General features: G+C 69.7%; 19 protein-coding genes and 1 pseudogene. 8 read left to right on the top strand and 12 right to left on the bottom strand.

Features of this window, described 5'->3' with window-relative positions:
• Positions 1 to 123: 123 nt before the first annotated feature.
• A pseudogene (locus tag ABEA93_RS30725) lies at positions 124 to 435 on the top strand (ATP-binding protein); the annotation flags it as partial.
• Between the two features lie 61 nt (positions 436 to 496).
• On the opposite strand, the gene ABEA93_RS30720 reads toward ABEA93_RS30725, so the two are convergent.
• The 3 genes from ABEA93_RS30720 to ABEA93_RS30710 form a co-directional block, all read right to left on the bottom strand.
• Entirely contained in the window at positions 497 to 1420 is a 924-nt protein-coding gene (locus ABEA93_RS30720) for an LLM class flavin-dependent oxidoreductase (RefSeq protein ID WP_345679118.1), read from the bottom strand.
• A 65-nt stretch (positions 1421 to 1485) separates the two neighbouring features.
• A complete protein-coding gene (locus ABEA93_RS30715; protein WP_345679117.1) occupies positions 1486 to 2316 on the bottom strand; it encodes an SDR family oxidoreductase in 831 nt (276 codons plus the stop codon).
• Positions 2317 to 2548: 232 nt separating this feature from the next.
• A complete protein-coding gene (locus tag ABEA93_RS30710; protein ID WP_345679116.1) occupies positions 2549 to 2977 on the bottom strand; it encodes a winged helix DNA-binding protein in 429 nt (142 codons plus the stop codon).
• Between the two features lie 122 nt (positions 2978 to 3099).
• On the opposite strand from ABEA93_RS30710, the gene ABEA93_RS30705 reads away from it, so the two are divergent.
• Both ABEA93_RS30705 and ABEA93_RS30700 read left to right on the top strand, forming a co-directional pair.
• Positions 3100 to 4833: an ABC transporter ATP-binding protein gene (locus tag ABEA93_RS30705; protein WP_345679115.1), complete on the top strand. Its 1734-nt coding sequence runs from the start codon at positions 3100 to 3102 to the stop codon at positions 4831 to 4833.
• On the top strand, positions 4830 to 6674 hold the full coding sequence (locus tag ABEA93_RS30700) for an ABC transporter ATP-binding protein (RefSeq protein ID WP_345679114.1): 1845 nt from the start codon (positions 4830 to 4832) through the stop codon (positions 6672 to 6674). Before ABEA93_RS30705 ends, ABEA93_RS30700 begins: the two co-directional genes overlap by 4 nt.
• A 17-nt stretch (positions 6675 to 6691) precedes the next feature.
• Here ABEA93_RS30700 and ABEA93_RS30695 read toward each other — a convergent pair whose 3' ends face one another.
• From ABEA93_RS30695 to ABEA93_RS30665, 7 genes are all read right to left on the bottom strand, one after another.
• Complete coding sequence (locus tag ABEA93_RS30695) at positions 6692 to 7546, bottom strand: NAD(P)-dependent oxidoreductase (RefSeq protein WP_345679113.1); 855 nt, start codon at positions 7544 to 7546, stop codon at positions 6692 to 6694.
• Between the two features lie 2 nt (positions 7547 to 7548).
• A complete protein-coding gene (locus ABEA93_RS30690) occupies positions 7549 to 7932 on the bottom strand; it encodes a carboxymuconolactone decarboxylase family protein (protein ID WP_345679112.1) in 384 nt (127 codons plus the stop codon).
• 222 nt (positions 7933 to 8154) lie between these two features.
• A complete protein-coding gene (locus ABEA93_RS30685; protein ID WP_345679111.1) occupies positions 8155 to 9252 on the bottom strand; it encodes an NAD(P)H-dependent amine dehydrogenase family protein in 1098 nt (365 codons plus the stop codon).
• Positions 9249 to 10613: a cytochrome P450 gene (locus ABEA93_RS30680; RefSeq protein WP_345679110.1), complete on the bottom strand. Its 1365-nt coding sequence runs from the start codon at positions 10611 to 10613 to the stop codon at positions 9249 to 9251. Before ABEA93_RS30680 ends, ABEA93_RS30685 begins: the two co-directional genes overlap by 4 nt.
• Before the next feature lie 41 nt (positions 10614 to 10654).
• Positions 10655 to 10846 carry a ferredoxin gene (locus tag ABEA93_RS30675; RefSeq protein ID WP_345679109.1) on the bottom strand — a complete coding sequence of 64 codons (192 nt, stop codon included), beginning with the start codon at positions 10844 to 10846 and terminating at the stop codon, positions 10655 to 10657.
• 79 nt (positions 10847 to 10925) lie between these two features.
• Positions 10926 to 11642 carry an SDR family NAD(P)-dependent oxidoreductase gene (locus tag ABEA93_RS30670; RefSeq protein ID WP_345679108.1) on the bottom strand — a complete coding sequence of 239 codons (717 nt, stop codon included), beginning with the start codon at positions 11640 to 11642 and terminating at the stop codon, positions 10926 to 10928.
• A complete protein-coding gene (locus ABEA93_RS30665) occupies positions 11642 to 12448 on the bottom strand; it encodes a TauD/TfdA dioxygenase family protein (RefSeq protein ID WP_345679107.1) in 807 nt (268 codons plus the stop codon). The genes ABEA93_RS30670 and ABEA93_RS30665 overlap by 1 nt, the downstream gene beginning before the upstream one ends.
• A 206-nt stretch (positions 12449 to 12654) precedes the next feature.
• Between ABEA93_RS30665 and ABEA93_RS30660 the strand changes: the two genes are divergently transcribed.
• The 5 genes from ABEA93_RS30660 (at position 12655) to ABEA93_RS30640 (ending at position 19399) form a co-directional block, all read left to right on the top strand.
• Positions 12655 to 13386: an SDR family oxidoreductase gene (locus ABEA93_RS30660; protein ID WP_345679106.1), complete on the top strand. Its 732-nt coding sequence runs from the start codon at positions 12655 to 12657 to the stop codon at positions 13384 to 13386.
• A complete protein-coding gene (locus ABEA93_RS30655; protein ID WP_345679121.1) occupies positions 13386 to 14822 on the top strand; it encodes an aldehyde dehydrogenase family protein in 1437 nt (478 codons plus the stop codon). Before ABEA93_RS30660 ends, ABEA93_RS30655 begins: the two co-directional genes overlap by 1 nt.
• A complete protein-coding gene (locus tag ABEA93_RS30650) occupies positions 14819 to 16024 on the top strand; it encodes a CaiB/BaiF CoA transferase family protein (protein ID WP_345679105.1) in 1206 nt (401 codons plus the stop codon). Before ABEA93_RS30655 ends, ABEA93_RS30650 begins: the two co-directional genes overlap by 4 nt.
• 370 nt (positions 16025 to 16394) lie before the next feature.
• Positions 16395 to 17714, top strand: a complete 1320-nt coding sequence (locus tag ABEA93_RS30645) for an ABC transporter substrate-binding protein (RefSeq protein ID WP_345679104.1) — start codon at positions 16395 to 16397, stop codon at positions 17712 to 17714.
• A 278-nt stretch (positions 17715 to 17992) separates the two neighbouring features.
• Positions 17993 to 19399, top strand: coding sequence for an ABC transporter substrate-binding protein (locus ABEA93_RS30640; RefSeq protein WP_345679103.1), 1407 nt, complete (start codon positions 17993 to 17995; stop codon positions 19397 to 19399).
• 60 nt (positions 19400 to 19459) lie between these two features.
• Here ABEA93_RS30640 and ABEA93_RS30635 read toward each other — a convergent pair whose 3' ends face one another.
• Together ABEA93_RS30635 and ABEA93_RS30630 are read right to left on the bottom strand one after the other, a co-directional pair.
• Positions 19460 to 19888: a TIGR03618 family F420-dependent PPOX class oxidoreductase gene (locus ABEA93_RS30635; RefSeq protein ID WP_345679102.1), complete on the bottom strand. Its 429-nt coding sequence runs from the start codon at positions 19886 to 19888 to the stop codon at positions 19460 to 19462.
• Positions 19888 to 21078, bottom strand: coding sequence for an NAD(P)/FAD-dependent oxidoreductase (locus ABEA93_RS30630; RefSeq protein WP_345679101.1), 1191 nt, complete (start codon positions 21076 to 21078; stop codon positions 19888 to 19890). Before ABEA93_RS30630 ends, ABEA93_RS30635 begins: the two co-directional genes overlap by 1 nt.
• Between the last annotated feature and the right edge of the window lie 2 nt (positions 21079 to 21080).

Here is a 21080-nt window from a genome sequence, read left to right as displayed (position 1 = left end):
CGGCTCGACCAACTCCCACTCGCCATCCGACAGATCACCCCGGGTCATGCCGTCCGGTCTACCGCATTCCCCCGGCCGCCGAGGCCGGAATGACCCGATCGTGATCCGAACTCAGAACAGGCCCTAGTGGTGAGCGAGCTGGTCACCAATGCGATTCGGTACGGCGGTTCGCCAGTCGCGCTGCGACTGATCCGGGACGATGTCCTCATCTGCGAGGTCAGTGACGCGGGCAACGCACAGCCGCGGTTGCGGCGAGCCCGCGACACCGACGAGGGCGGCCGCGGGTTGTTCCTCGTCGCCCAACTGACGTCGCGCTGGGGGAGCCGGTATCGGCGCACCGGCAAGACCGTCTGGACCGAGCAGCGATTGGACGGGGCTGTCGGTTCGGACGGTGCCGGAGTCGCGGCCGCGCTCGGCTTGGACACGGCGTTCTGAGGCGCCTCCCGCCGTCCGGCGGGGGTGAGATCGCACGACCGCATCGGGCCCTTGATCGCGTTCAGAGCCGCGCCAGCACTTCCGATTCGAACAACCTCAGACTCTCCCAAGCGAGTTCGGGCGGGATACCGCCCATCAGTGGGTGGAGGCCGACTTGTGCTGCGGGGCCGGCTGCTTTGAGTTCGGTGAGCAGCACGTCGGGGGTGACGACGCGGTACTGGCCGCTTCGGCGCAATTCGTCAGCGGAGTCGGGCACTTCGTATGTTCCTCGGCCCGACGTTCCGGACGCCGCCGCGTGGGTGCCATATTCGACTGATTCGTGCATCGCGTAGGGCAGGATGCGCGGCCAGTCGCGTTCCGGGTCGCGGGACACGTGGAGGAATGTGCCGACCGTGCCGATGAACGGGCCCGGGTCCGGATGGCCGAGCTTGAGTCGTTCGTCGCGGTAATGCTCCCAGACCCCCGGCCAGTTGGGCACGAAGCCGTCCGCGATGTGTGCCGCGCGGCGTGCCGCTGCCTCGACCGCACCGCCGAGGAGGATGCGCGGGCCGCCCGGGATGGCGGGGGTAGGCGTGACGCGGATGGTCTCTCCGCGGTGCTCGAACGGCTCACCGGACCATGCCGCGCGAAGGACGCGGACGGCTTCGGTGGTGAGCTTCGCGCGGTCGCGCATCGAGATACCGAGCATGGCGAACTCGGAGGCCATATAGCCGTTGGCGAGAACGAGGGTGAGCCGACCGCGGCTGAGCAGATCCACGACGGCGGCTTCCTCGGCCAGCCGGACCGGGTCGTAGAGCGGTGCGGGGGCGGCCGCGATGATGATGTGAAGCCGTTCGGTGCGAGCCGCCACCGCTGCCGCCATCGTCAGGGGTGCGGGAAGGTAGCCGTCGGCGAAACCGTGGTGCTCGGACAGGGTGACGGCGGCGAATCCGAGCCGGTCGGCCCACACGGCCATGTCGAGGGCGGCCGCATAGCGGTCGCTCATGGACGTGCCTGCGAACTGCGGGTTGCGGAAGTCGAACCGAAGGGAAAGGCGGACGCCCGGGGGAGTCACCGGCGGTTTCCGTTGTCGGCGATGGGGAGCCGCTCGGGCTGGGGTACGCCGACGGACGGCTTCTGGTCGAACGAGGTGAGTACCCCGCCGGCGCCGTGGAAGACCAGGTTGTTCGCGGAGATGCCGGGACGAGCGAGCAGCTGGCCGAGCGCCTCGGTGATCATGCCGGACAGGTCGCCGCAGTCCATGAGGACCTCGGACAGCACGCCGTGGGACAGCCACAGCGGGGCGAGTTCGCCACGGGTGGCCATGTCGAAGTCGCGGTTGATGTCGGTGCCTGCGGTGTCGCCGATTTCGACGCGGGTGAAGCGGACGCGAGGGTTCTCCAGGCGGAGGCTGAGGATGGCCTGGTCGAGAGCGGCCTTGCTGGCGCTGTAGGCGCCGACACCGTGGTAAGGGTGCCCGACGCTGCGGGACGAAGTGAAGGCCACCAAGGCGTCCGGGGCCAGAGCGGGGAGGACGGCGGAGGTGACGAGGACCGGGCCGATGATGTTGGTGGCCATCAGGCGCCGCCAAACCTCGGGCGGCGTATGGGCGATCCGCATGAGCGGCGAGACTCCCGCGGTGTGGACCACGGCGTGGATGTCGCCGCCGAGTGCGGCGACCGCCTCGTCGGCGATCCGGGCACAGTCCTCGGGCTCGGCGAGATCGGCGGTGATCGCGGTGCCGCCGGTCTCGGCGGCGACTTCGGCCAGCAGGGCGGCGCGCCGCCCCACCACGGCGACGCGTGCCCCCTGAGCCGCGGCGGCGAGGGCGATGCCGCGGCCGACGCCGGAGGATCCCCCGACGACGAGAACGCGGCGGTCGGCGAAGTCGGGCTTCGGCATGCGGACTCCAAGTCACGGTGAACTGGGGCTACCCGTGCATGCTAAATGGCAATCTCGAATTTGAGAATACTATTCTCAAGGTGTCTGGGCAGGCGGAGTGCGCGGGCGGTCCATGTGCCGCCCTGAAGCGTGAAGTCGGCGTCTCTCGGGGAAGGCGATCCGCGCTCTTGCCGTGTCCTCCGCGCGCGGCATCGCGGGCGTCGGCGGGGCCGACCGTGCCGGGCAGGCGGCTCTAGCTTTCCCGGGGACGCAACGCCTCGCGCAGCCGGTCCAGCGCCTCGTGCACGCGCGCGATCTCCTTCGGGTCCGTGCTGCCGATCGCCGCGGCGACCGCCCCGTCGATCGCGGCCGGCGGGCGGTTTTTCGCCCGTCGCAGCGTCTCGGCTGTCGGCCGGACCAGCGTGCGTCGGCGGTCTTGCGGATCGGTCACCGTCTCCACCGCGCCCGCGTCGCGCAGTCGGGCCACGCAGGCCGACACCTGGCTCTGCGGGAACCGCACCCGCGCGGTGATGTCCGAGATCGAACTCCCCGGGTTCTCGAAGATGTCGGACACGATCGCCCGCGTGGGGGCCGACAATCCCTCGATGCCCATCGGCGGGATCGACTGCTCGCCGAGCTTCATCAGCGTGCGGCCGAGGTGGTACAGCTCGTGTCCGTCCATGCCTCGCCATATTACATCAAGGAAGATGCATCACACTTGATGCATCAAGTCTGATCCATTACTGTCCTCGGTACGCCGTCCGACGCCTGCCCTGCCGCAGGCCCAACGCGCTGTGAGACCGCGTGCTGATCCGACTTCTCGTGCCCCATCTGCGTCCCTACCGCCGCGTCATCGCCGTCGTCCTGGTGCTGCAACTCGGCCAGTCCGCCGCAGCCCTCTACCTGCCCGACCTCAGCGCGGACATCATCAGCAAGGGCGTCCTCCGCGGCGATACCGGCCACATCTGGCGGGTCGGCGGTCTGATGACCGCCGTGTCGCTGGCCCAGTTCGCCGCCGCCCTCGCCGCGACCGTGCTGAGCAACCGCGCCGCGGCCGGCCTCGCGCAGGACCTCCGCGCCGCGCTGTTCACCCGAGTCCAGTCGTTCTCCGCGCGCGAACTCCACCACTTCGGCGCGCCGTCGCTCATCACCCGCACCACCAACGACGTGCAGCAGATCCAGATGCTCGTGCAGGTCGTGCTGACCTTCATGGTCACCGCACCGATCATGTGCGTCGGCGGCATCGTGTTCGCGCTCGGCCAGGACGTCCCGTTGTCGCTCCTCCTGGTGGTGGTGATGCCGCTCCTGGGCCTGGTCATCTGGGCCGTCCTGCGCCGCATGACACCCCTCTCGGTCGTCATGCAGGACACGATCGACACGGTCAACCGCATCATGCGCGAACAGATCACCGGGTTGCGCGTCATCCGCGCGTTCGTCCAAGAACGCCGCGAGCACGACCGGTTCGGCGAAGCCAACGCGCAGCTCACCGACGTGTCACTCCGGGTCGGCCGCCTCATGGCACTGCTCCAGCCGGTGCTGACCACGGTCACCGGAGTCGCGGGCGTCGCCGTCGTGTGGTTCGGAGCACGGCGCATCGACAGCGGGGCGATCGATGTGGGCGCACTGTCCGCCTTCCTCGGCTACGTGATGCAGGTCCTGGGCGCCGCGATCATGGCCGCCTACCTGCTGCGCCAGCTGCCCCGCGCGGAAGTCTGCGCCGCGCGCGTCCGCGAAGTCCTGGAGACGCCGACCTCCATCGACGCACCGGTGCTGCCCGTGGACGATCTGCCCGAGCCGGGCCGCGTCGAAATCAGTGGTGCCGGCTTCCGGTACCCGGGAGCCGAAGCCCCCGTGCTCGACGGCGTCTCCCTCACCGCGGCCCCCGGCGAGACGGTCGCCGTCATCGGGAGCACCGGCAGTGGCAAGAGCACCCTCCTCAGCCTGATACCCAGGCTCGCCGACGCGAGTGCGGGCGCCGTCGCGGTAGGCGGCGTCGACGTCCGCGACATCGACCCTGCGACCCTCAGCAAGACCGTCGGCTATGTCCCGCAACGCCCGTTCCTCTTCTCCGGCACCATCGCGACCAACCTGCGCTTCGGTGCTCTGGAAGCCACCGACGACGAACTTTGGCGCGCCCTGGACATCGCGCAGGCCCGCGACTTCGTCGAACGCCTCCCAGCGAGGCTGAACGCGCCCATTGCGCAGGGCGGCACGAACGTCTCGGGCGGCCAACGCCAGCGTCTGGCGATCGCCCGCGCCTTGGTCGGCAGACCCGACGTGTACTTGTTCGACGATTCCTTCAGCGCCCTCGACTACGCCACCGACGCCCGGCTCCGCGACGCCCTCGCCCGTGAGACCACGGGTGTCACGGTGATCGTCGTCGCCCAACGCGTCGGCACGATCCGGGACGCGGACCGCATCGTCGTCCTCGACGAAGGGCGCGTCGTCGGCACCGGCACCCACCACCAACTCCTCGCCGGCAACGCGACGTACCGGGAGATCGTGTTGTCCCAGATGACCGAGGCGGAGGCGGCATGAAAGCGGGCCGGAACACCCTTTCCGACAAAGAGAACGCGCCCCGGCGCCCCGACCGCTCGTCCGACGCGCGCGCCGCGCTGCGCCGGATGGGCACGCTGCTGGCCACCGAACGCCCGCTCATCGGGTGGATCCTCGTCGCCGGACTGGTCAGCGTCGCGTTGGCTTCCGCCGGTCCGTGGCTGCTCGGCCGTGCCACGGACCGGGTGCTCGACGGGGTGCTCGGAGACGGCATCGACTTCGGCGGCGTCGGCGAAGTACTGCTGTACGCCACGCTCGTCTACCTGGGCGCCGGCACCTTCGCCGTGGTCCAGTCCTGGCTCGCCAACCTCGCCGTGCAGCGCATCGTCCAGCGGCTGCGCGACGACGTCCAGGCCAAGATCTCCCGGATCCCGCTCGGCTACGTCGACCAGCGCCGCCGCGGCGAGATCCTCAGCCGGGTCACGAACGACATCGACAACCTGGGCGTCACCCTGCAACAGGCGGTCGGTCAACTCGTCATCCCGCTGTTCAGCATCTTCGGGATGCTCGCGGTGATGTTCTGGATCTCCTGGATGCTCGCGTTGATCGCGTTGGTCACCGCACCGGTGTCGGTGTGGGTGGTGTTCAAGCTCGGCAAACGTGCCCAGCCGGCGTTCGGCGAGCAGTGGAAGCACACCGGCCGCCTCAACGCGCACATCGAGGAGATGTACACCGGGCACGCGCTGATCAAGGCATTCGGCCGCGAAGCCCAGGCCGAAGAGGCCTTTGCCGAGCACAACGAGCGTTTGGCCGCCGCGACCCGCAAGGCAGGCGCGCTGTCCAACGCGATCCAGCCGTCGATGATGTTCCTGAGCAACCTCAACTACGTGCTGATCGCCGTCGTCGGAGGCGTGCGGGTGGCGGCCGGAGCACTGAGCGTCGGTGACGTCCAGGCGTTCATCCAGTACTCGCGGCAGTACAGCCAGCCCTTCTCGTTCCTCGCCGCCATGGCCGGCATGGTGCAGTCGGGACTGGCCTCCGCGGAACGCGTCTTCGAACTCCTCGACGCCCCCGAAGAGCCCGCGGACCCTCCCGCCGTCGGCCCGGTCGGGAAGCAGGGCGGGCACGAGGCGGCGGGCCGGGTGTCCTTCCACGACGTCGTCTTCCGCTACACGCCCGACAAGCCGCTGATCGAGAACCTGTCCTTGACCGCGGAACCCGGCCACACGGTCGCCATCGTCGGCCCCACCGGAGCCGGCAAGACCACCCTGGTCAACCTCATCATGCGGTTCTACGACATCGACCGGGGCAGCATCACCCTCGACGGTGTCGACATCGCCGCCATGCCGCGGCATGAACTCCGTTCCCGCATCGGCATGGTGCTCCAGGACACCTGGCTGTTCGGCGGCACCATCGCCGAGAACATCGCCTACGGCGCCGACAACCCGGACCCGGAACGCATCGTCGCCGCCGCCAAGGCCGCGCATGCCGACCGCTTCATCCGCACGCTCCCCGAGGGCTACGACACGCACGTCGACGACGACGGCGCCGGTCTCAGTGCCGGCGAGAAGCAACTGATCACGATCGCACGGGCCTTCCTCGCCGAACCCGCGATCCTCATCCTGGACGAAGCCACCAGCTCGGTCGACACGCGGACCGAGGTGCTCATCCAGCAGGCCACGGCCAAGCTCCGTGAAGGGCGCACGGCGTTCGTCATCGCGCACCGGCTGTCCACCATCCGTGACGCGGACGCCATCGTCGTCATGGAAGACGGCCGCATCGTGGAACAGGGCAGTCACGACACGCTGCTCGCCGCAGATGGTGCCTACGCCCGGCTCTACGCCGCGCAGTTCGCCGCGGCAGCCGCGGAAGTCGACGGCTGAGGGGGCGGGCGCGGACTTCAGTCCGTGCGGACGTACGGATAGATGCGCGTGAAGTCCGCGCCCGGCTCATCGGCCGCGAACCGATCCCACAGGGGCCCCACGGCCTCGCCGACGGCCGCCGGCCCGCCGAGTTCGGCGACACTGCGGAGATACAGGCGGACGTCCTTGGCCATCAGCGAGTTGGCGAACCCGGCCGCGAAGCTTTCGGTCGCGACGTGGTGCGGGAACTTGTCGGCCGTGGCGGAGTTGCGGCCGCTCGACGCGTTGAGGACGTCGAGCATGTCCGCCATGTCGAGGCCCGCCGCCACACCGAAAGCGACCGCTTCGCTGGTCGCGGCGAGCGCGGTCGCAGCCAGGAAGTTGTTGGCCAACTTGAGGGCCTGCGCCGGGCCCGGACGGTCGCCGACCCGGCGGCGGCGGTCGCTCAGACCCGCGAGCACCGGCGCGACGGCGGCGCAGGCGGCGTCGCTGCCGCTGTACATGACGAAAAGTGTGCGGGCGCGTGCCCCGGCGACGCCGCCCGAGACGGGCGCGTCGACGTAGCCGATGCCCGCCTCGGCGAGCAGGGTGTCGATCGTCCGGGCGGCCTTCGGCCCGATGGTCGAGGTATCGACGACGTGCGCGGTTCGGCGTCCGGAGGTGCCGGCGACGGCCACGGCGACCTGCCCGGACGCGTCGCCGTCCGGCAGACTCAGCACCACGGTCTCGGCCAGGCGGGCGACTTCGGGGACGTCGGCGGCGGTTTCGGCTCCGGGCGGCACCCGATCCGGGCCCGCGGCATCGTAGGCGACGACGTGGTGGCCCGCGGCGACGAGGTTCGCCGCGAGCGCCCGCCCCATGTTCCCCAGCCCGATGAATCCGACGACCGGCATGCTCAGCCCTCCTCGGGTGTGGTTCGCAGTTCACGCACGACCCGACGGGCGGCGACACCGGCCGGCGCGCCGCAATACGCGGCGATCTGGAACAGCAATTCGTCGATCTCGCGTGCGGTGACGCCCGCCCGCGGTGCGCTGCGCGCATGCAGGCGGAACTCCTCCATGCGGCCGAGAGCCGCCGTCATGGCGAGGACGAGCAAGCTGCGGTCGCGATTGGAGAGCGGGCCTTCTCGGGCCCAGACACCCCAAGCGGTCGCGGTGATGTACGCCTGGAAGTCGGCCGCTACCGGATCGCTGTCGGCGGCCATGCCGTCTACGTAAGCGTCACCGAGCACGGCACGACGTATGGCCTCGGCTCGCTGCAATTGGTCGTCGTCCGCCATCGGTTCTCCGGGATGTCGTCGGCCGTGCCGCCGCCGGCGCGGCAGGCGCGGCAGGTGGGTACGGCGCCGGGCGTGCGGGGATCAGCCGCGCGCGGAACAGCCGCGTTGCGTGCCCGGCGCCGTGAGCACGTACCCGTGGTTTCGGCACCTGGGAGGTCCACGAGTACGTGTTCACGGCGCCGGGTTCGGCACGGAATGCCGAGCCCGGCGCATCTGCACGGGTCAGGCGAGGAGCGCCGTGATGCCGGGCAGGTCGAGCGTCGTGCGGATACCGGGCGCGGCCCCGCAGACGGCCGGGACCGCGTTGACGGCGCGGTTCGCCGTGTACGCGGGCGAGACGGCGGCCATCCGTTCCATCGGCACAGGAAATGTCATGTCGATGTCCAGCGGCGCGTCTCCGTCGACCACCACGCGCCAGCCCGTGGGCCGGACATCCCAGAGCCGGTCGAGTTCGGTGGTGCAGTACCACGTCGCGCGGAACCTCAGCAGCGGCTCACCGTCACGTGTACCGGTCACGGTGATGCGCTGGGCCGCCACGGTTCCGGCTTCCAGACGGCCGGCGGCGATCTCGACGGTGCGGGAGGCCGTCGCGAACTCCCCGGTGACGTCGATCTTGTCGAGCGGCAGCCCCAGCCCGTCGGCCACCAGGGCGAGCGACTGTCCGAAAGGCGATCGGGCGTGTTCCGTCCGGACCTCGGCGAACTCGGCCGGCGCGCGCCCGAACCCCATGACCTCGAAGAGCAGCTCGGGCGAGTCGCGCCGCGACAGGTCGGCGAACTCGTCGATCGTCATCATGTCCAGCCGCCGCTGTACCGAGGCCAGGACCAGCGGCACCGCTTCGGTGATGAACCCAGGGCTGCTGCCCGTGCTGTGGATCGATGTGCCGCCCTCGGCGCAAGCGTCTTCGACGCGCCGACGCAGATCGGGGTCCATGCTTGCCGGCCGATGGAACTCGCTGCGGGTCGTGACCACGTTCAGTCCCGACGCGAGCAGCCGGCAGACCTCGTCGGCGTCGCAGGCCTGCGGCATGTACAGGACGCAGTCCGCGTCGAGTTCCAGGATGTCGTCGAGACGGTTCGTCGCCGCGACTCCGGTGGTATCGGCGAGCCCACCGACCTCGTCGGTTTCGACGCCGCACAACTCGCTCGCGTCGCGTCCGACCTTGTCCGGGCTGTGCACCCAGAGCCCGGCGAGCTGCATGCGGGGGTGCCCGATGACCTGCCGGAGCGCCCGTGCGCCGATGGTGCCGGTTGCCCACTGCACGACGCGGTACGGCCGATCGGGCGCCGCGTTGGTGCCCACGCTTCCGGTGCCCGTCACGTGCTGCCGATCTGGGCGCGGCCCTGGCGGACCGTCACCGGCGCGGCGAGGCCCTGCTCGTCGCAGGCACGCTGGAGGACGTCGAGCGTTTCGGCGAGCCCGGGACCGACGCGTGGCCCGGGGGTGAACGTCGCGGGCAGGTGGCGCATGCCGTTGATGACGCCGATCGAGTCGTAGTGCACGGCGCCATCGGGATCGCACCCGTAGTCGGGCATGCGGTCGAGCACCGCGAGAAGCATGCGCTTGAAGACCATGCGGGCCACGTTCGACCCGATGCACCGGTGCACGCCGAGCCCGAAGCTGCTGTGCCGGTTGTTCCGGCGGGCCAGATCGACCTCGTTCGGATCGGGGAACGCCGCCGCGTCGCGGTTGGCCATCGCCCAGGACAGCCACAGCCGGTCGCCCTCCCGGAACCGCACGCCGGCGATCTCGCAGTCCGCGGAAATGGTGCGGCCGTCGCCGACCGCGGGGGTGTAGAAGCGCAGGAACTCCTCGGTCGCCGAGTCCAGGAGCGTGTCCCGTTCCCGGCTGAGCCGCTCGCGCTCGACCGGGTTCTCGGACAGCCACTCCAGGGCGTGTGCGGTAAGCGCCGTCGTGGTGTCGAAACCGCCGCCGATCAACAGGGCCAGGTTGCCCATCAGTTCCGCGTCCGGCGGGGCCTCCCCGTCGATCCGGAGGGCGACCAGAGCGTCGATGAGGCCCGGTCGGGGGTTGGCGCGGACGTCGTGCAACTGCCGCACCAGATCCATGATCATTTCCTGGTGCAACGCGATGACCCGCGGCATGTCGGGGGAGTCCGGCGGTGTGTAGACGCCGGCGTGGGCGGGCTCGTTGTAGATCACCCAGCGTTGGAGCGGGATGCCCATCATGGCCAAGGTGAGGACAGCCGGCACCACGTTGGCGAGGTCGTCGACGAAGTCGATGCTGCCCGACTCGATCTTCTCGTCGAGGCAGGCGCGCACCACTTCGTCCACGAACGGCACCCACCGGGCCACCGCCGCGGGCGACAAGTAGGGGTTGAGCGCCTGCCGGTAGTACCGCTGCCTCGGCGGGTCCATCTCGAGGATGCCGCCCTGGCCCGACTTCTGCGGCGCCGGGATGCTGATGCCCTGGTAGCCGCGGCGCTCGCCCTTGACGTCGTGGTCGTTGGACAGGAATTCGGCGGACCGGGCGAGGTCGAAGACCTGGCCGTTGCCCGCGGCGACCCAATGGCCGTCGTAGGTATCCGACCACGCGATCGGGCACTTGGCGTGCATCTCCTGCGTGATCGCCTCGAACTGCTCGTGGTAGTCGGGCGCATGCCGGTCGAACCGGAAGCGCGGCGCCTTGCGCGTGTCGTCCGCGGCTTCTTCCTGGGGCACGGGTGATTCTCCTTCGGGCGGTGCGGAGGGGCCGGAGACGGTCAGGAGACGGAAATAGCGCCCTCCGGACAGGAGTTGACTGCCTCGATCACCTTCTGTTCCAGCTCCGCGGGAACGTCTTCGGTGATCGCCGAGGAGTGCCCGTCGATGTCGCTCAGCTCGAAGACTTCCGGCGCGATCATGGCGCACAGCGTGTGGCCCTGGCAGCGTTCGGCGTCGACGTGGACCTTCATGGTTCGCTCCCGGGAATGCGATGGCAGACGGGCTGATGGGGGGCCGTCCGGCGGCATCACGCCGCGGCGGCGCAGCCGTTCACGTGTTGCGGCCGCCGTTGACGCCGAGGATCTGGCCGGTGATGTAGCCGGCCTCCTCGGAGACCAGGAACGCACACGCCGCCGCGATGTCCTCGGGACGCCCGGCACGCCGTACCGGGGTCCGCGCGATGTGGTCGTCGATCGTGCCGCCGAGCAGGTTGCGGGCCTCGGACCGGCGGAGCATCGGGGTATCGATGAATCCGGGCGGCACCGCGTTGACGGTGATGCCCTGCGGGCCCAGTTCGAGGGCGAGCGCCTTGGTGAGTCCGTTGACCGCGGACTTGGCGGCCACGTAGTGCGTCATGAACGGCTGGCCGGAGTGCGCGCTGGAGGACGAGATGTTGACGATGCGGCCCCAGCCGGCATCGGTCATGTCCGGCAACACCGCCTGGATGCAGTGGAAGACACCGTTGAGGTTGACGTCGACGACCTGGTGCCATGCCTCGAAGGTGAGGTTGCGAAAGCGTTTGTGGCCTTCCATTCCGGCCGCGTTGACCAGAATCCCGACTGGCCCCAGGCGTTCTCGGACTGTGTCGATGGCCGCGTCGACGGCGCCCCGGTCCGTGACGTCCGCGGTGAGAGCCAAGGTTCCGTCGGAGTCCGTGTCGGAGGGGTTGAGGTCCAGGGTGGCGACGTGGTGGCCGTCCGCCCTCAGCCGCTCCGCGATGGACCGGCCGATGCCCGAAGCGCCGCCGGTGACGACCGCGTTCTTCATCAGGCCCACGCCTCGTCGCCGACGATCGTGGTCCGGTGCAGGGTGCGCTGCGACGACGCGTCGTACGGCAGCGCCCGGTGCAGCATCCCGGTGTTGTCCCACACGACGAGGTCCCCGACCTGCCACTCGTGGGTGTAGCGGAACCGCTCCTGCGTCGTCCACTCCAGCAGGCCGTCGAGCAGGGCGCGGCCCTCCTCGGGTGCCATTCCGACGATGTGGTCCGCGGTCGCGCCGATGGCCAGCGACCGGCGGCCGTCGCGGCGCCGCCAGACGAGCGACATCTCGCGGGGCGGCAGCGCGCGCCATGCGGCCAGCTCGCGCTCGTCCGGGTCGGGGTTCACCCGGCGCTGCGCGGCCTCGAACGTGTGGACCACCCGGAGCTCGTCGTAGCGCTTGCGCTCGTCGTCGGGCAGGTTCTCGTAGGCGGCATAGGTACTCGCGAACTCCGTGCCGCCGCCCACCATCGCAACGTGCCGCGCGGTCAGCGTGGTCGCCTTGATCGGCACCTCGTCGTTGGTGCCGTCGATGTGCCAGTGAAACGTGCCCTTGAGGTACTCGGCGGCGGGGTTCACGGACGGGTCGAGCGAGACCTTGAAGATCTCCTGGCCGCCGAGACTGACCACCTCGCCGAGCTTGCGGCTGAACGCCAGTTGCGCAGCGTCGTCCAGGTTGGCGCCGCGCACCAACAGGACGCCGCGCCACTTGAGGGCCTCGGCGCAGCGCGCCACCAGCGCGTCGTCAAGCAGATCCGTGGCACCTGTGACCTCGACACCCAGACCGGGGCTGAGCGCGGTCGTCTCGATCATGAAAAGCTCCCTTCCGATTTGGAGAATACTATTCTCATGGCGGGTGCGACGGAAGTGCCTGTCCGGCGGGATGTCGCGTCGTTCCGCCGGCGCCCGGGGGAGGGGTGGATTGTGTGGGCCAGATCCTTCCGCTCGGCGGTATGTTGATTCGCCAAATCAGAGAATGTAGTTTCCACTCAGTCGGGCCGCGAAGAAAGGGAGGCAACATGCGATTCCGGGACAAGGTGGCCGTCGTCACCGGCGCCGGCCAGGGGATCGGGGAGGCCTATGCGCGCGCCCTCGCCGCCGAGGGCGCCCAGGTCGTGGTCGCCGAGATCAACGAAGAACAAGGAACACGCGTCGCCAAGGATCTGCCGTCGGGGCTCTTCACCCGGGTGGACGTAGCCGACCCGGCCTCGTGCGAGGCGATGGCCGCCGCCGCGGTCGAGCAGTTCGGCCGGATCGATTACCTCGTCAACAACGCCGCCATCTTCGGCGGCATGCGCCGCGACACCCTGTGCAGCGTCGACCTCGACTACCTCGACCGATTCCTCAAGGTCAACCTGCTCGGTGCGCTGCACGTCACGCGCGCGGTCATCCCGCACATGCCCGACGGCGGCGCCATCGTGAACCAGTCGTCGACCGCGGCCTGGATGGGCGGCGGCTACTACGGTCTCGCCAAGGCCGGGATCAACAGCCTCACCGCATCCCTGGCCGCCGAACTCGGGTCGCGCGGCATCCGCGTCAACGGCATCGCCCCCGGGCCGACCGACACCGAGGCGACGCGCGGGATCGTGCCGGAGGAGTACCGCGGCGCGATGGTGCAGCAGCTCGCGCTGAAGCGCCTCGGCACCCCCGAAGACATGGCCGGCACGGTGCTCTTCCTGCTTTCCGATGCGGCTGCCTGGCTCACCGGCCAGGTCGTCAGCGTCGACGGCGGACAGATCGTGAGGCTGTGATGAAGCGACTCCTCATCGACGGCCGGCTCGTCGAGACCCCCGCGTCGTTCGATTCGCTCAACCCGGCCACCGGCGACGTCGTCGGACAATCCGCCGACGCCACGATCGCCGACGCCGAGACGGCCGTGGCCGCCGCCCGGCGCGCCTTCGACACCACCACCTGGTCCACCGACCGCGACCTGCGGGTCCGCTGTCTCGACCAGCTCCACCGCGCGCTCACCGAGCACAAGGAGGAGCTGCGCGAGCTGACGATCGCCGAGGTCGGCGCGCCGCGCATGCTCACGCACGGCCCCCAGCTCGATCAACCCATCGAGATTGCCCGCTACTACGCGGACTTGCTGCAGGACTACCCGCTGACCGCGGACCTTGCCGACATCGAGTTCCGCGGTCAGACACACCGCCGTTGGGTCGAGAAGGAAGCCGCCGGCGTGGTGGCCGCCATCACCGCGTACAACTTCCCGAACCAGCTCGCCCTCGCCAAGCTGGTGCCCGCGCTGGCCGCCGGATGCACCGTCGTCCTCAAGGGCGCCCCGGACACCCCGCTGACGACGCTCGCCCTCGGCGAACTCATCGCCGAACACACCGACATCCCCGCCGGCGTGGTCAACGTGCTGTCCTCCACCGACGTGCAGGTGGGCGAGGTGCTCACCACCCACCCCGACGTCGACATGGTCACGTTCACCGGCTCGACCGCCGTGGGCCGGCGCATCATGGCGGCCGCCGCACCTACGGTGAAGAAGGTGTTTCTGGAACTCGGCGGCAAGTCGGCCATGGTCGTTCTCGACGACGCCGACTTCGACACCGCAGCGATGTTCGCCGCATTCACGATCTGCTCGCACTCGGGGCAGGGCTGTGCGCTCACCTCCCGGCTGCTGGTGCCCCGTGAACACCACGACGCCATCGTCGCCAAGGTCGCCGCAGCGCTCGAACGCATCCCGTACGGCGACCCGAGTGCCCCGACGACCTACATGGGCCCGCTCATCAGCGAACGCCAGCGCGAAAAAGTCGACGGTATGGTCCGGCGCGCGGTGGCCTCCGGGGCCACGCTGGTGACCGGCGGCAAGAAGGTCGACCCCGGCTTCTTCTACACACCGACGCTGCTCACCGGTGTCGACTCCGCGGACGAGATTGCCCAGGAGGAGGTCTTCGGGCCGGTCCTCGTGGTCATCCCGTTCGACGGCGACGACGACGCCGTGCGTATTGCGAACGACTCCATCTTCGGCCTGTCCGGGGGTGTCTACAGCGCCGACGAGGATCGGGCCGTGGCCGTCGCCCGGCGTATCCGCAGTGGCACGTTCGGCATCAACGGCGGCAACTACTTCGGACCCGACGCCCCGTTCGGCGGCTTCAAACAGTCGGGCATCGGCCGGGAGATGGGTGTGGCCGGGCTCGAAGAGTTCCTGGAAGGGAAGACATTCGCGGCGGTGAAGGCGTGAAGCCGCTCGACGGCATCCGCGTCCTCGAAGTGGCGATGTACGGCTTCGTCCCGTCGGCGGGCGCAGTGCTCGCGGACTGGGGTGCGGAGGTCGTCAAAGTCGAGCACGCGGTCAAAGGCGATCCGCAACGCGGGCTCCGCCAGACGGGCACCTTCCGGGTCGACGGGGACCCCAACCCCAATGTCGAGCACGCCAACCGCGGAAAGCGCAGCATTGGCCTGGACATCGGCCAACCCGAAGGCGCCGAGCTGCTGCTCGAACTGGCGCGCCGCGCAGATGTGTTCCTCACCAGCCTGCTGCCCGCGGCGCGAACCAAGCTCGGCATCGACGTGGACGACATCCGGGCTGTCAACCCGAAGATCGTGTACGCGCGTGGCAGCGCCCTCGGCCCCCGTGGTCCCGAAGCGGCCAAGGGCGGCTACGACATGACCGCCTTCTGGGCGCGCGGAGCCACCGCAGCGAGCATCACCCCGCCGGGCGTCGAGGGCATCATCCCCGCTCCCGCACCCGCATACGGCGATACCATCTCCGGCACCAACCTCGCCGGCGGCATCGCTGCGGCCCTGCTCAAGCGCGAACGCACCGGTGAGCCTTCGGTCGTGGACGTGTCGCTGCTCGGCAGCGGCCTTTGGGCGATGGGCCACGGCATCGCCTTGTCCCAGCACCTCGGCAAACCGTGGATCGCGCCCGCCTTGGGCGCACACGGCTCACCCGGCAACCCGCTGTCCGGGCTGTACGCCACCGCCGACGGCCGCTACCTCTCGCTCGTCATGCTCCAACCCACCCGATTCTGGGCCGACGTATGCCGGCACATCGACCGCCCGGAACTCGCCGACGACCCGCGCTTCGCCACGGTCGAGCAGATCGCGGCGCACATCGACGAGGCGACGGCCGTCCTCCGGGAAGCCATCGGTTCGCGCACCCTGGCCGAGTGGACCGAGCGCTTCGGCACGCTGTCGGGCCCGTGGGCGCCCGTCCAGGACACCCTCCAGGTCGGCGAGGATCCGCAGATCCGCGCCAACGAATACCTGCGAGATGCCGGTGACCTGCAACTCGTGGCCAACCCCGTACAGTTCGACGTCACCGCGCCCGACCTGGCACCCGCGCCGGAGTTCGCGGCGCAAACCGAGGAGATCCTCCTCGAACTCGGCCTCGACTGGGACCGCATTCTGGCACTCAAGGCCGCATCCGTCGTCACCTGACCGGTGTGATGGCCCCTGGGCCGCCGCCCAGGGGCCATCCACACATCTGTTCGCGTGATCGGGCCGAACGGGCCTGTATCCAGGACCCGATCCACTTCGTCGGACCCGCAAGCAACGCAGTCGCGCGCATGGGCAACCCGCCCGCCAGCGGCCGCCGTATGCAGCTCGCCGTCGGGCGGGTAGGCCGCCGACCGCGGGGCGTCCTCGGCCGGGACATCACCCGCGGTCCCGGAGCGGTCCCCGGCAACGCCGCAGGCTCCGCCACCTCGGCGACTCAGAACACGTCATCCAGCAGACCCTTATTGCCGCGCCGACCGCCGGCATGGGAAGACCGGCGGCTGTTCCCACTTCACCATTCCGTCAGGATCCGATGTCCACCACCACATACCGCGCGCTGCGCCGCCATCCCCTGCCGGTGGCCGCGCTTGCCGTCGTGCTGTTCTCCGCCGCCTGCACGGCCGACGGGCACGGCCCAGGCGACGGTGCTCCGACGCCCGGCAAGTCGTCCGCGTCCTCCGTGGCCGAAGTCGCCCCCGGAGTCACCGCGGACACCGTCAAGATCGGTGTCGTCTATCCCGATCTCACCGCGGTCAAGCAGTTCCTCAAGATCGACCATGGCGACTACGAGGCGACCTACAACGCACTGATCAAGGAGATCAACGACGCCGGCGGCATCAACGGCCGCAGAATCGTGCCGGTGTACGGCGCCGTCGACATGGCATCCCCGGCTGCCGCCCAGCAGACCTGCGCGCGGCTCACACAGGACGAGAAAGTCTTCGCGGTGATCGGCACGTTCAACGGCCGTGAGCCCTTGTGCTACGTCCAGACCAACCGGACCGCCATCATCGGTGGGCCGCTCACCGGCAAGAACGGCGCTCTCGCCCAAGCGCCGTGGTTCTCCTTCGACCGCGGCGGCGAGGAGGTCGGCGACGCGATGGGGCTCTTCGCCGACGGGAACGCCTTGGCCGGCAAGAAGGTCGCCGTCGTCGGCGTGGTGAACGAAGAGGGTCTGGTCAAGGACACCGTTCTGCCTGCCCTGCAACGCCTCGGCGTCACACCTGTGGAGACCGGGATCCTCGACGTGGACCTCGGAGACACGTCCGCGGTAGGGCAGCAGATCGGCGCGTTCATCGCCAAATTCCAGGCCGCAGGCGCCGACACCGTGGTCGTTGTCGGCGGAATGTCCGGAGGCTTCCCCCAGGCCCTGGAACGCACCAAGTACCGGCCCCGGCTGCTCTTCGCCCCTCTCGGCAGTGTGGCCGCTTACACGGGCGACGCCGCAAAGCACGACTTCTCGACGCTGGCCGGCGCTGCCGGACTCGGCATCGATGTGCGCTGGAACGAACCGGGGATGCAGCGGTGCGTGGCGACCATGGAATCGGCGGTACCCGCGCTGCGCGGCAAGCTTTCGGTCGATCCGCTCACGCTCCCGGCCGGCGCCCCCTCGCCGCAGAGCTCGCTGCAGGTCGCGTGCCAGGGCCTGGCCCTCTTCCGAGCCATCGCGGAGAAGGCAGGTCGATCGCTGACGTACCGGAGCTTCCGGGATGCCGGAAACGGCCTTGGCGCGTTCGCGGTGCCCGGCTACGCGGACAAGGCGCGCTACAGCGCGACGACCCCACACGGTGCGGTACCCGCCCGACTCTGGAGGTACGACCCCTCCGCCCGGAAATTCGTCAGCACCCAGAACTGACGCACGTTCGTCGGGCGCCCGCGCCCCCGGCAGCCCCATCAGCCGGCGCACGCCACGTCCGGCTGCGCTGTCCTTCCCTTCTTCCCAATCGAGGTATGACCATGCGGATCGGCCTTCCCCTCCGCCGGGGTTCGGCGGCAGCGCTGGCCCTCCTTTTGCCGTTCGTAGCGGCCTGTTCCGACTCCGGGGGCGCACGTCCTGCACCGAGTTCCTCGGCCCCCGGTGCGGCCGGAGCACTGACGGTCGCGCTGCCGCAGGGGCCGGCGAGCATGGATCCCATGGTGACCTACCCGTACGGTGCCGTCGATGGGAACCGGATGGCGGCGGTGTACGACGTCCTGGTGTGGTCGGATCCGGCGACCGGCATTGTGCGCCCCCAGCTCGCGGACAGCTTTACCTCGGCCGATGGCGGCCGGACATGGATCCTTCGACTCCGCGCCGGAATCACCTTCAGCGACGCGACCCCCTTGGACGCCGAAGCGGTTCGGTTCAACTGGGAACGCCATCACGACGTCACCAATCACTCCCTGCAGTACCCGGCTACCGTGGACATCACCAGCCTGCAGGTCACCGATCCGCTGACACTCCGGGTCGTGCTGAGCCGGCCGAACGCCAACTTCGACCGGATCGTGGCCCGGCAGCTGAGTTTCGTGGGATCCCCGACCGCGATCCGCAGTGATCCCGTCGGTGTGGGACGCAAGCCGGTCGGCGCCGGCCCGTACATGCTCACCGATTGGGCGGCGGACGGAAAGCAGGTCTACGTCCGCAACCCCGGTTATTGGCAACGGGATCGCGGTCTGCCGCGCTTCGAGCGGCTGACGATGGAAGTCGACCCGGACGCCGGGCACACCGCCGACGAGGTTTCAGCGGGACGACTGGACATGTCCGTGATGTTCGCACCGGACGGAGTCGCGCGTGCCGCGGAGCGGCGGCTTGCCGTCGACCAGATCCACTTGGACGGCGGGGCGATGCTGATGTTCAACACCGTCGCCACCCCGTTCGGCGACCCGAACGTCCGCAAAGCGGTCGTGCTTGCGCTGAGCGGAGCGGACCTCAACAACACGTACTTCAAAGGGGCGGGTGCCGTGGCCCACGGCATCTTCTCGGCCGCGTCACCGGTCGCCAACGGCCAACTCGTCATGACGGAGAACGACCCCGAGCAAGCCCGCGCCCTGTTCGCGCAGATCACCGCTGACGGCAAACGGCGGCTCCCGTTCGTGATGGTCGTGCCGAACACCCCCACTCTGGTGAAGGTTGCGGAGCACATCCGCGACGTGCTCAACCGCTTCCCGGGCGTCGACGCGCAGATCCAGGCCGCCGACGCCGTCGATTTCATCAGAACCGTCCGCAAGGGTGACTGGACCTGGAACGCGGCGCTCACCCAACAATGGTTCAGCGACCCCGAGCCCGGCGTCTACGACTTCCTGTACTCGGCAAGCAGCACCAACCTGACCGGCTATGCCAATCCGGCCGTGGACAAGGCGCTCGACAACGCCCGCGCCACCGTCGACCTGGTCGCCCGCCGCGAGGCTTACACCGCCGTCCAGATGGAACTGAACCGCGACTTCCCCGTGTGGGTCTACCAGGAGTCCCAGGCCGCGGCCGTCTCCAGCCCGAGCATCGGCGGCGTCGAACTGTGCGACGACGGCATCGTGATGTGGGACCGCCTGGAGCGCCGCGTGTGATGTGCACGGCGGGGAGGCCGCGCACCCAACCGGCCATGAGGACACTCGTGTACGGGCGGTTCAACGCCTGGGCGGGATCAAGCCGTACAGCTTGGTGACATTCAGGCGGATGACGAAGCGACGCTCCCGCAACATGCGCTCGTCAAAAGCAGGACGCGGCGCTTCGCCGTTGAAAGCGGCGTGCAATGCGTACAGTTCGTCGATCGACTCCTCGCCGACCTTCCGGGGAACGCCAACGGAGACCCTTCCTTCGGCGACGGCGAAGGTGAAGAAGTCCGGACCGGGGACGTGCAGCACGGCACGGCGGTCGCGCAGCACGTTGCGGCCCTTGACCCGGGCCGCCGTAGTCGAGATGCGCACGAGGCGCCTTGCCGTATCGGGAACGTAATGGACGTTCGACAGATGGGGGAGGCCTTCCGGGCCGATCGTCGCCAGGACACCCTGGCGACGATCGGCCAGAAGGTCCCAGAATTCCTCTGGGCCCGCCATCAGCCGACCCGCTCGGACGACGCGTGGTCCTGGCCGAGCAGCTCCGCGCGGTACGCGACCATTTGCGCAGGAGCGTTCCAGGTCACCACCCCGGTCAACCGGCCCGCACTGCGGTACGCCGCCACGAACCGGTCCTGCTCGACGGCGCCGAACTCGATCGCCACGTCGCTGTCCTCGGCGAGTACACCGCAGGCTTGGACCTTGATCCCGAATTGGTCGGTCCAGAAGTAGGGCAGCGGTGCGTACGGGCGGACCGGTCCGTGCAGCAGGTTGAACGCCGCGGCCGCGCCCTGCTCCCCGGCATTGGTCCGGTGCTCCAACCGCATGCGCCGCCCGTACCGCGGGTTGACCCACGACGCGGCGTCGCCGGCCGCGTGGATGCGCGGAGCAGTTCGGCAGTACTCGTCGCATTCGATGCCGTCGCCGAGAGGCAGACCCGACGACCGCAGCCAATCGACAGCGGGCGACGCGCCGATCGCCACCAGGACGCAGTCCGCCGGGACGACCGTCCCGTCCGACAACGCCACCGCGGTGACCTGCCGGCCGTCGTCACGCAGTTCCCTGACGCCCACGCCGAGTCGCAAGCCGATTCCGTGGGCGCGGTGCAGTCGTGCGACGGCTTCGGCGACGGTGCCCCCCAGTTGGCGCAGCATGGGCAGCGGTGCGGGGTCGACGACCGTGACGTCGAGGCCCAGTCCGCGCGCCGACGCTGCTACTTCCATGCCGAGAAAGCCTGCACCGACGACCACCAGGCGGCCGCCCTCGAGCAAGTCCGTGCGCAAGCGGTCCGCGTGACCGAGGTCGCGCAGGACGTGGACGCCTTTGAGCAGACGATTCCCCGGGAGCTGGCGTGGGCGCACGCCCGTGGCGATGATCAGCCCGTCGTAAGCGAGGTCGCCGCCGTCGTCGAGCCGCAGGCGCCGACGGTCCCGGTCGAGCGCCGTCGCGCGGGCGTGGGCCATGGTCACTCCGAGGTCCCGGTAGTGCGCGGCGGCGCGCAACCGGATGCGGTCCGACTCCCAGGCGCCGGTGAGCACTTGCTTGGACAGCGGCGGACGGTCGTAGGGGAGCCCCGGTTCTCCGGTGACGAGCACGATCGGACCCGCATGGCCTTCACGGCGCAGCGTCTCGACGGCGGTAACCCCGGCGGGGCCGCCGCCGACCACCACGATGTGGCGCAAACCGTCCATGG

The sequence above is a fragment of the Yinghuangia aomiensis genome, from assembly GCF_039542225.1.
Taxonomy (GTDB): Bacteria; Actinomycetota; Actinomycetes; order Streptomycetales; family Streptomycetaceae; genus Yinghuangia; species Yinghuangia aomiensis.
The sequence above is the reverse complement of the archived record's forward strand: the minus strand, read 5'-3'. Positions and strand labels throughout refer to the sequence as shown.

What these genes read in the sequence shown, in the direction of transcription:
- ABEA93_RS30720 (WP_345679118.1), bottom strand. Translation starts at nt 1,420, where the DNA reads ATGAGCGACCGCTATGCGGCCGCCCTCGACATGGCCGTGTGGGCCGAC.
- ABEA93_RS30715 (WP_345679117.1), bottom strand. Translation starts at nt 2,316, where the DNA reads ATGCCGAAGCCCGACTTCGCCGACCGCCGCGTTCTCGTCGTCGGGGGA.
- ABEA93_RS30710 (WP_345679116.1), bottom strand. Translation starts at nt 2,977, where the DNA reads ATGGACGGACACGAGCTGTACCACCTCGGCCGCACGCTGATGAAGCTC.
- ABEA93_RS30700 (WP_345679114.1), top strand. Translation starts at nt 4,830, where the DNA reads ATGAAAGCGGGCCGGAACACCCTTTCCGACAAAGAGAACGCGCCCCGG.
- ABEA93_RS30695 (WP_345679113.1), bottom strand. Translation starts at nt 7,546, where the DNA reads ATGCCGGTCGTCGGATTCATCGGGCTGGGGAACATGGGGCGGGCGCTC.
- ABEA93_RS30690 (WP_345679112.1), bottom strand. Translation starts at nt 7,932, where the DNA reads ATGGCGGACGACGACCAATTGCAGCGAGCCGAGGCCATACGTCGTGCC.
- ABEA93_RS30675 (WP_345679109.1), bottom strand. Translation starts at nt 10,846, where the DNA reads ATGAAGGTCCACGTCGACGCCGAACGCTGCCAGGGCCACACGCTGTGC.
- ABEA93_RS30670 (WP_345679108.1), bottom strand. Translation starts at nt 11,642, where the DNA reads ATGAAGAACGCGGTCGTCACCGGCGGCGCTTCGGGCATCGGCCGGTCC.
- ABEA93_RS30665 (WP_345679107.1), bottom strand. Translation starts at nt 12,448, where the DNA reads ATGATCGAGACGACCGCGCTCAGCCCCGGTCTGGGTGTCGAGGTCACA.
- ABEA93_RS30660 (WP_345679106.1), top strand. Translation starts at nt 12,655, where the DNA reads ATGCGATTCCGGGACAAGGTGGCCGTCGTCACCGGCGCCGGCCAGGGG.
- ABEA93_RS30655 (WP_345679121.1), top strand. Translation starts at nt 13,386, where the DNA reads ATGAAGCGACTCCTCATCGACGGCCGGCTCGTCGAGACCCCCGCGTCG.
- ABEA93_RS30645 (WP_345679104.1), top strand. Translation starts at nt 16,395, where the DNA reads ATGTCCACCACCACATACCGCGCGCTGCGCCGCCATCCCCTGCCGGTG.
- ABEA93_RS30640 (WP_345679103.1), top strand. Translation starts at nt 17,993, where the DNA reads ATGGTGACCTACCCGTACGGTGCCGTCGATGGGAACCGGATGGCGGCG.
- ABEA93_RS30635 (WP_345679102.1), bottom strand. Translation starts at nt 19,888, where the DNA reads ATGGCGGGCCCAGAGGAATTCTGGGACCTTCTGGCCGATCGTCGCCAG.
- ABEA93_RS30630 (WP_345679101.1), bottom strand. Translation starts at nt 21,078, where the DNA reads ATGGACGGTTTGCGCCACATCGTGGTGGTCGGCGGCGGCCCCGCCGGG.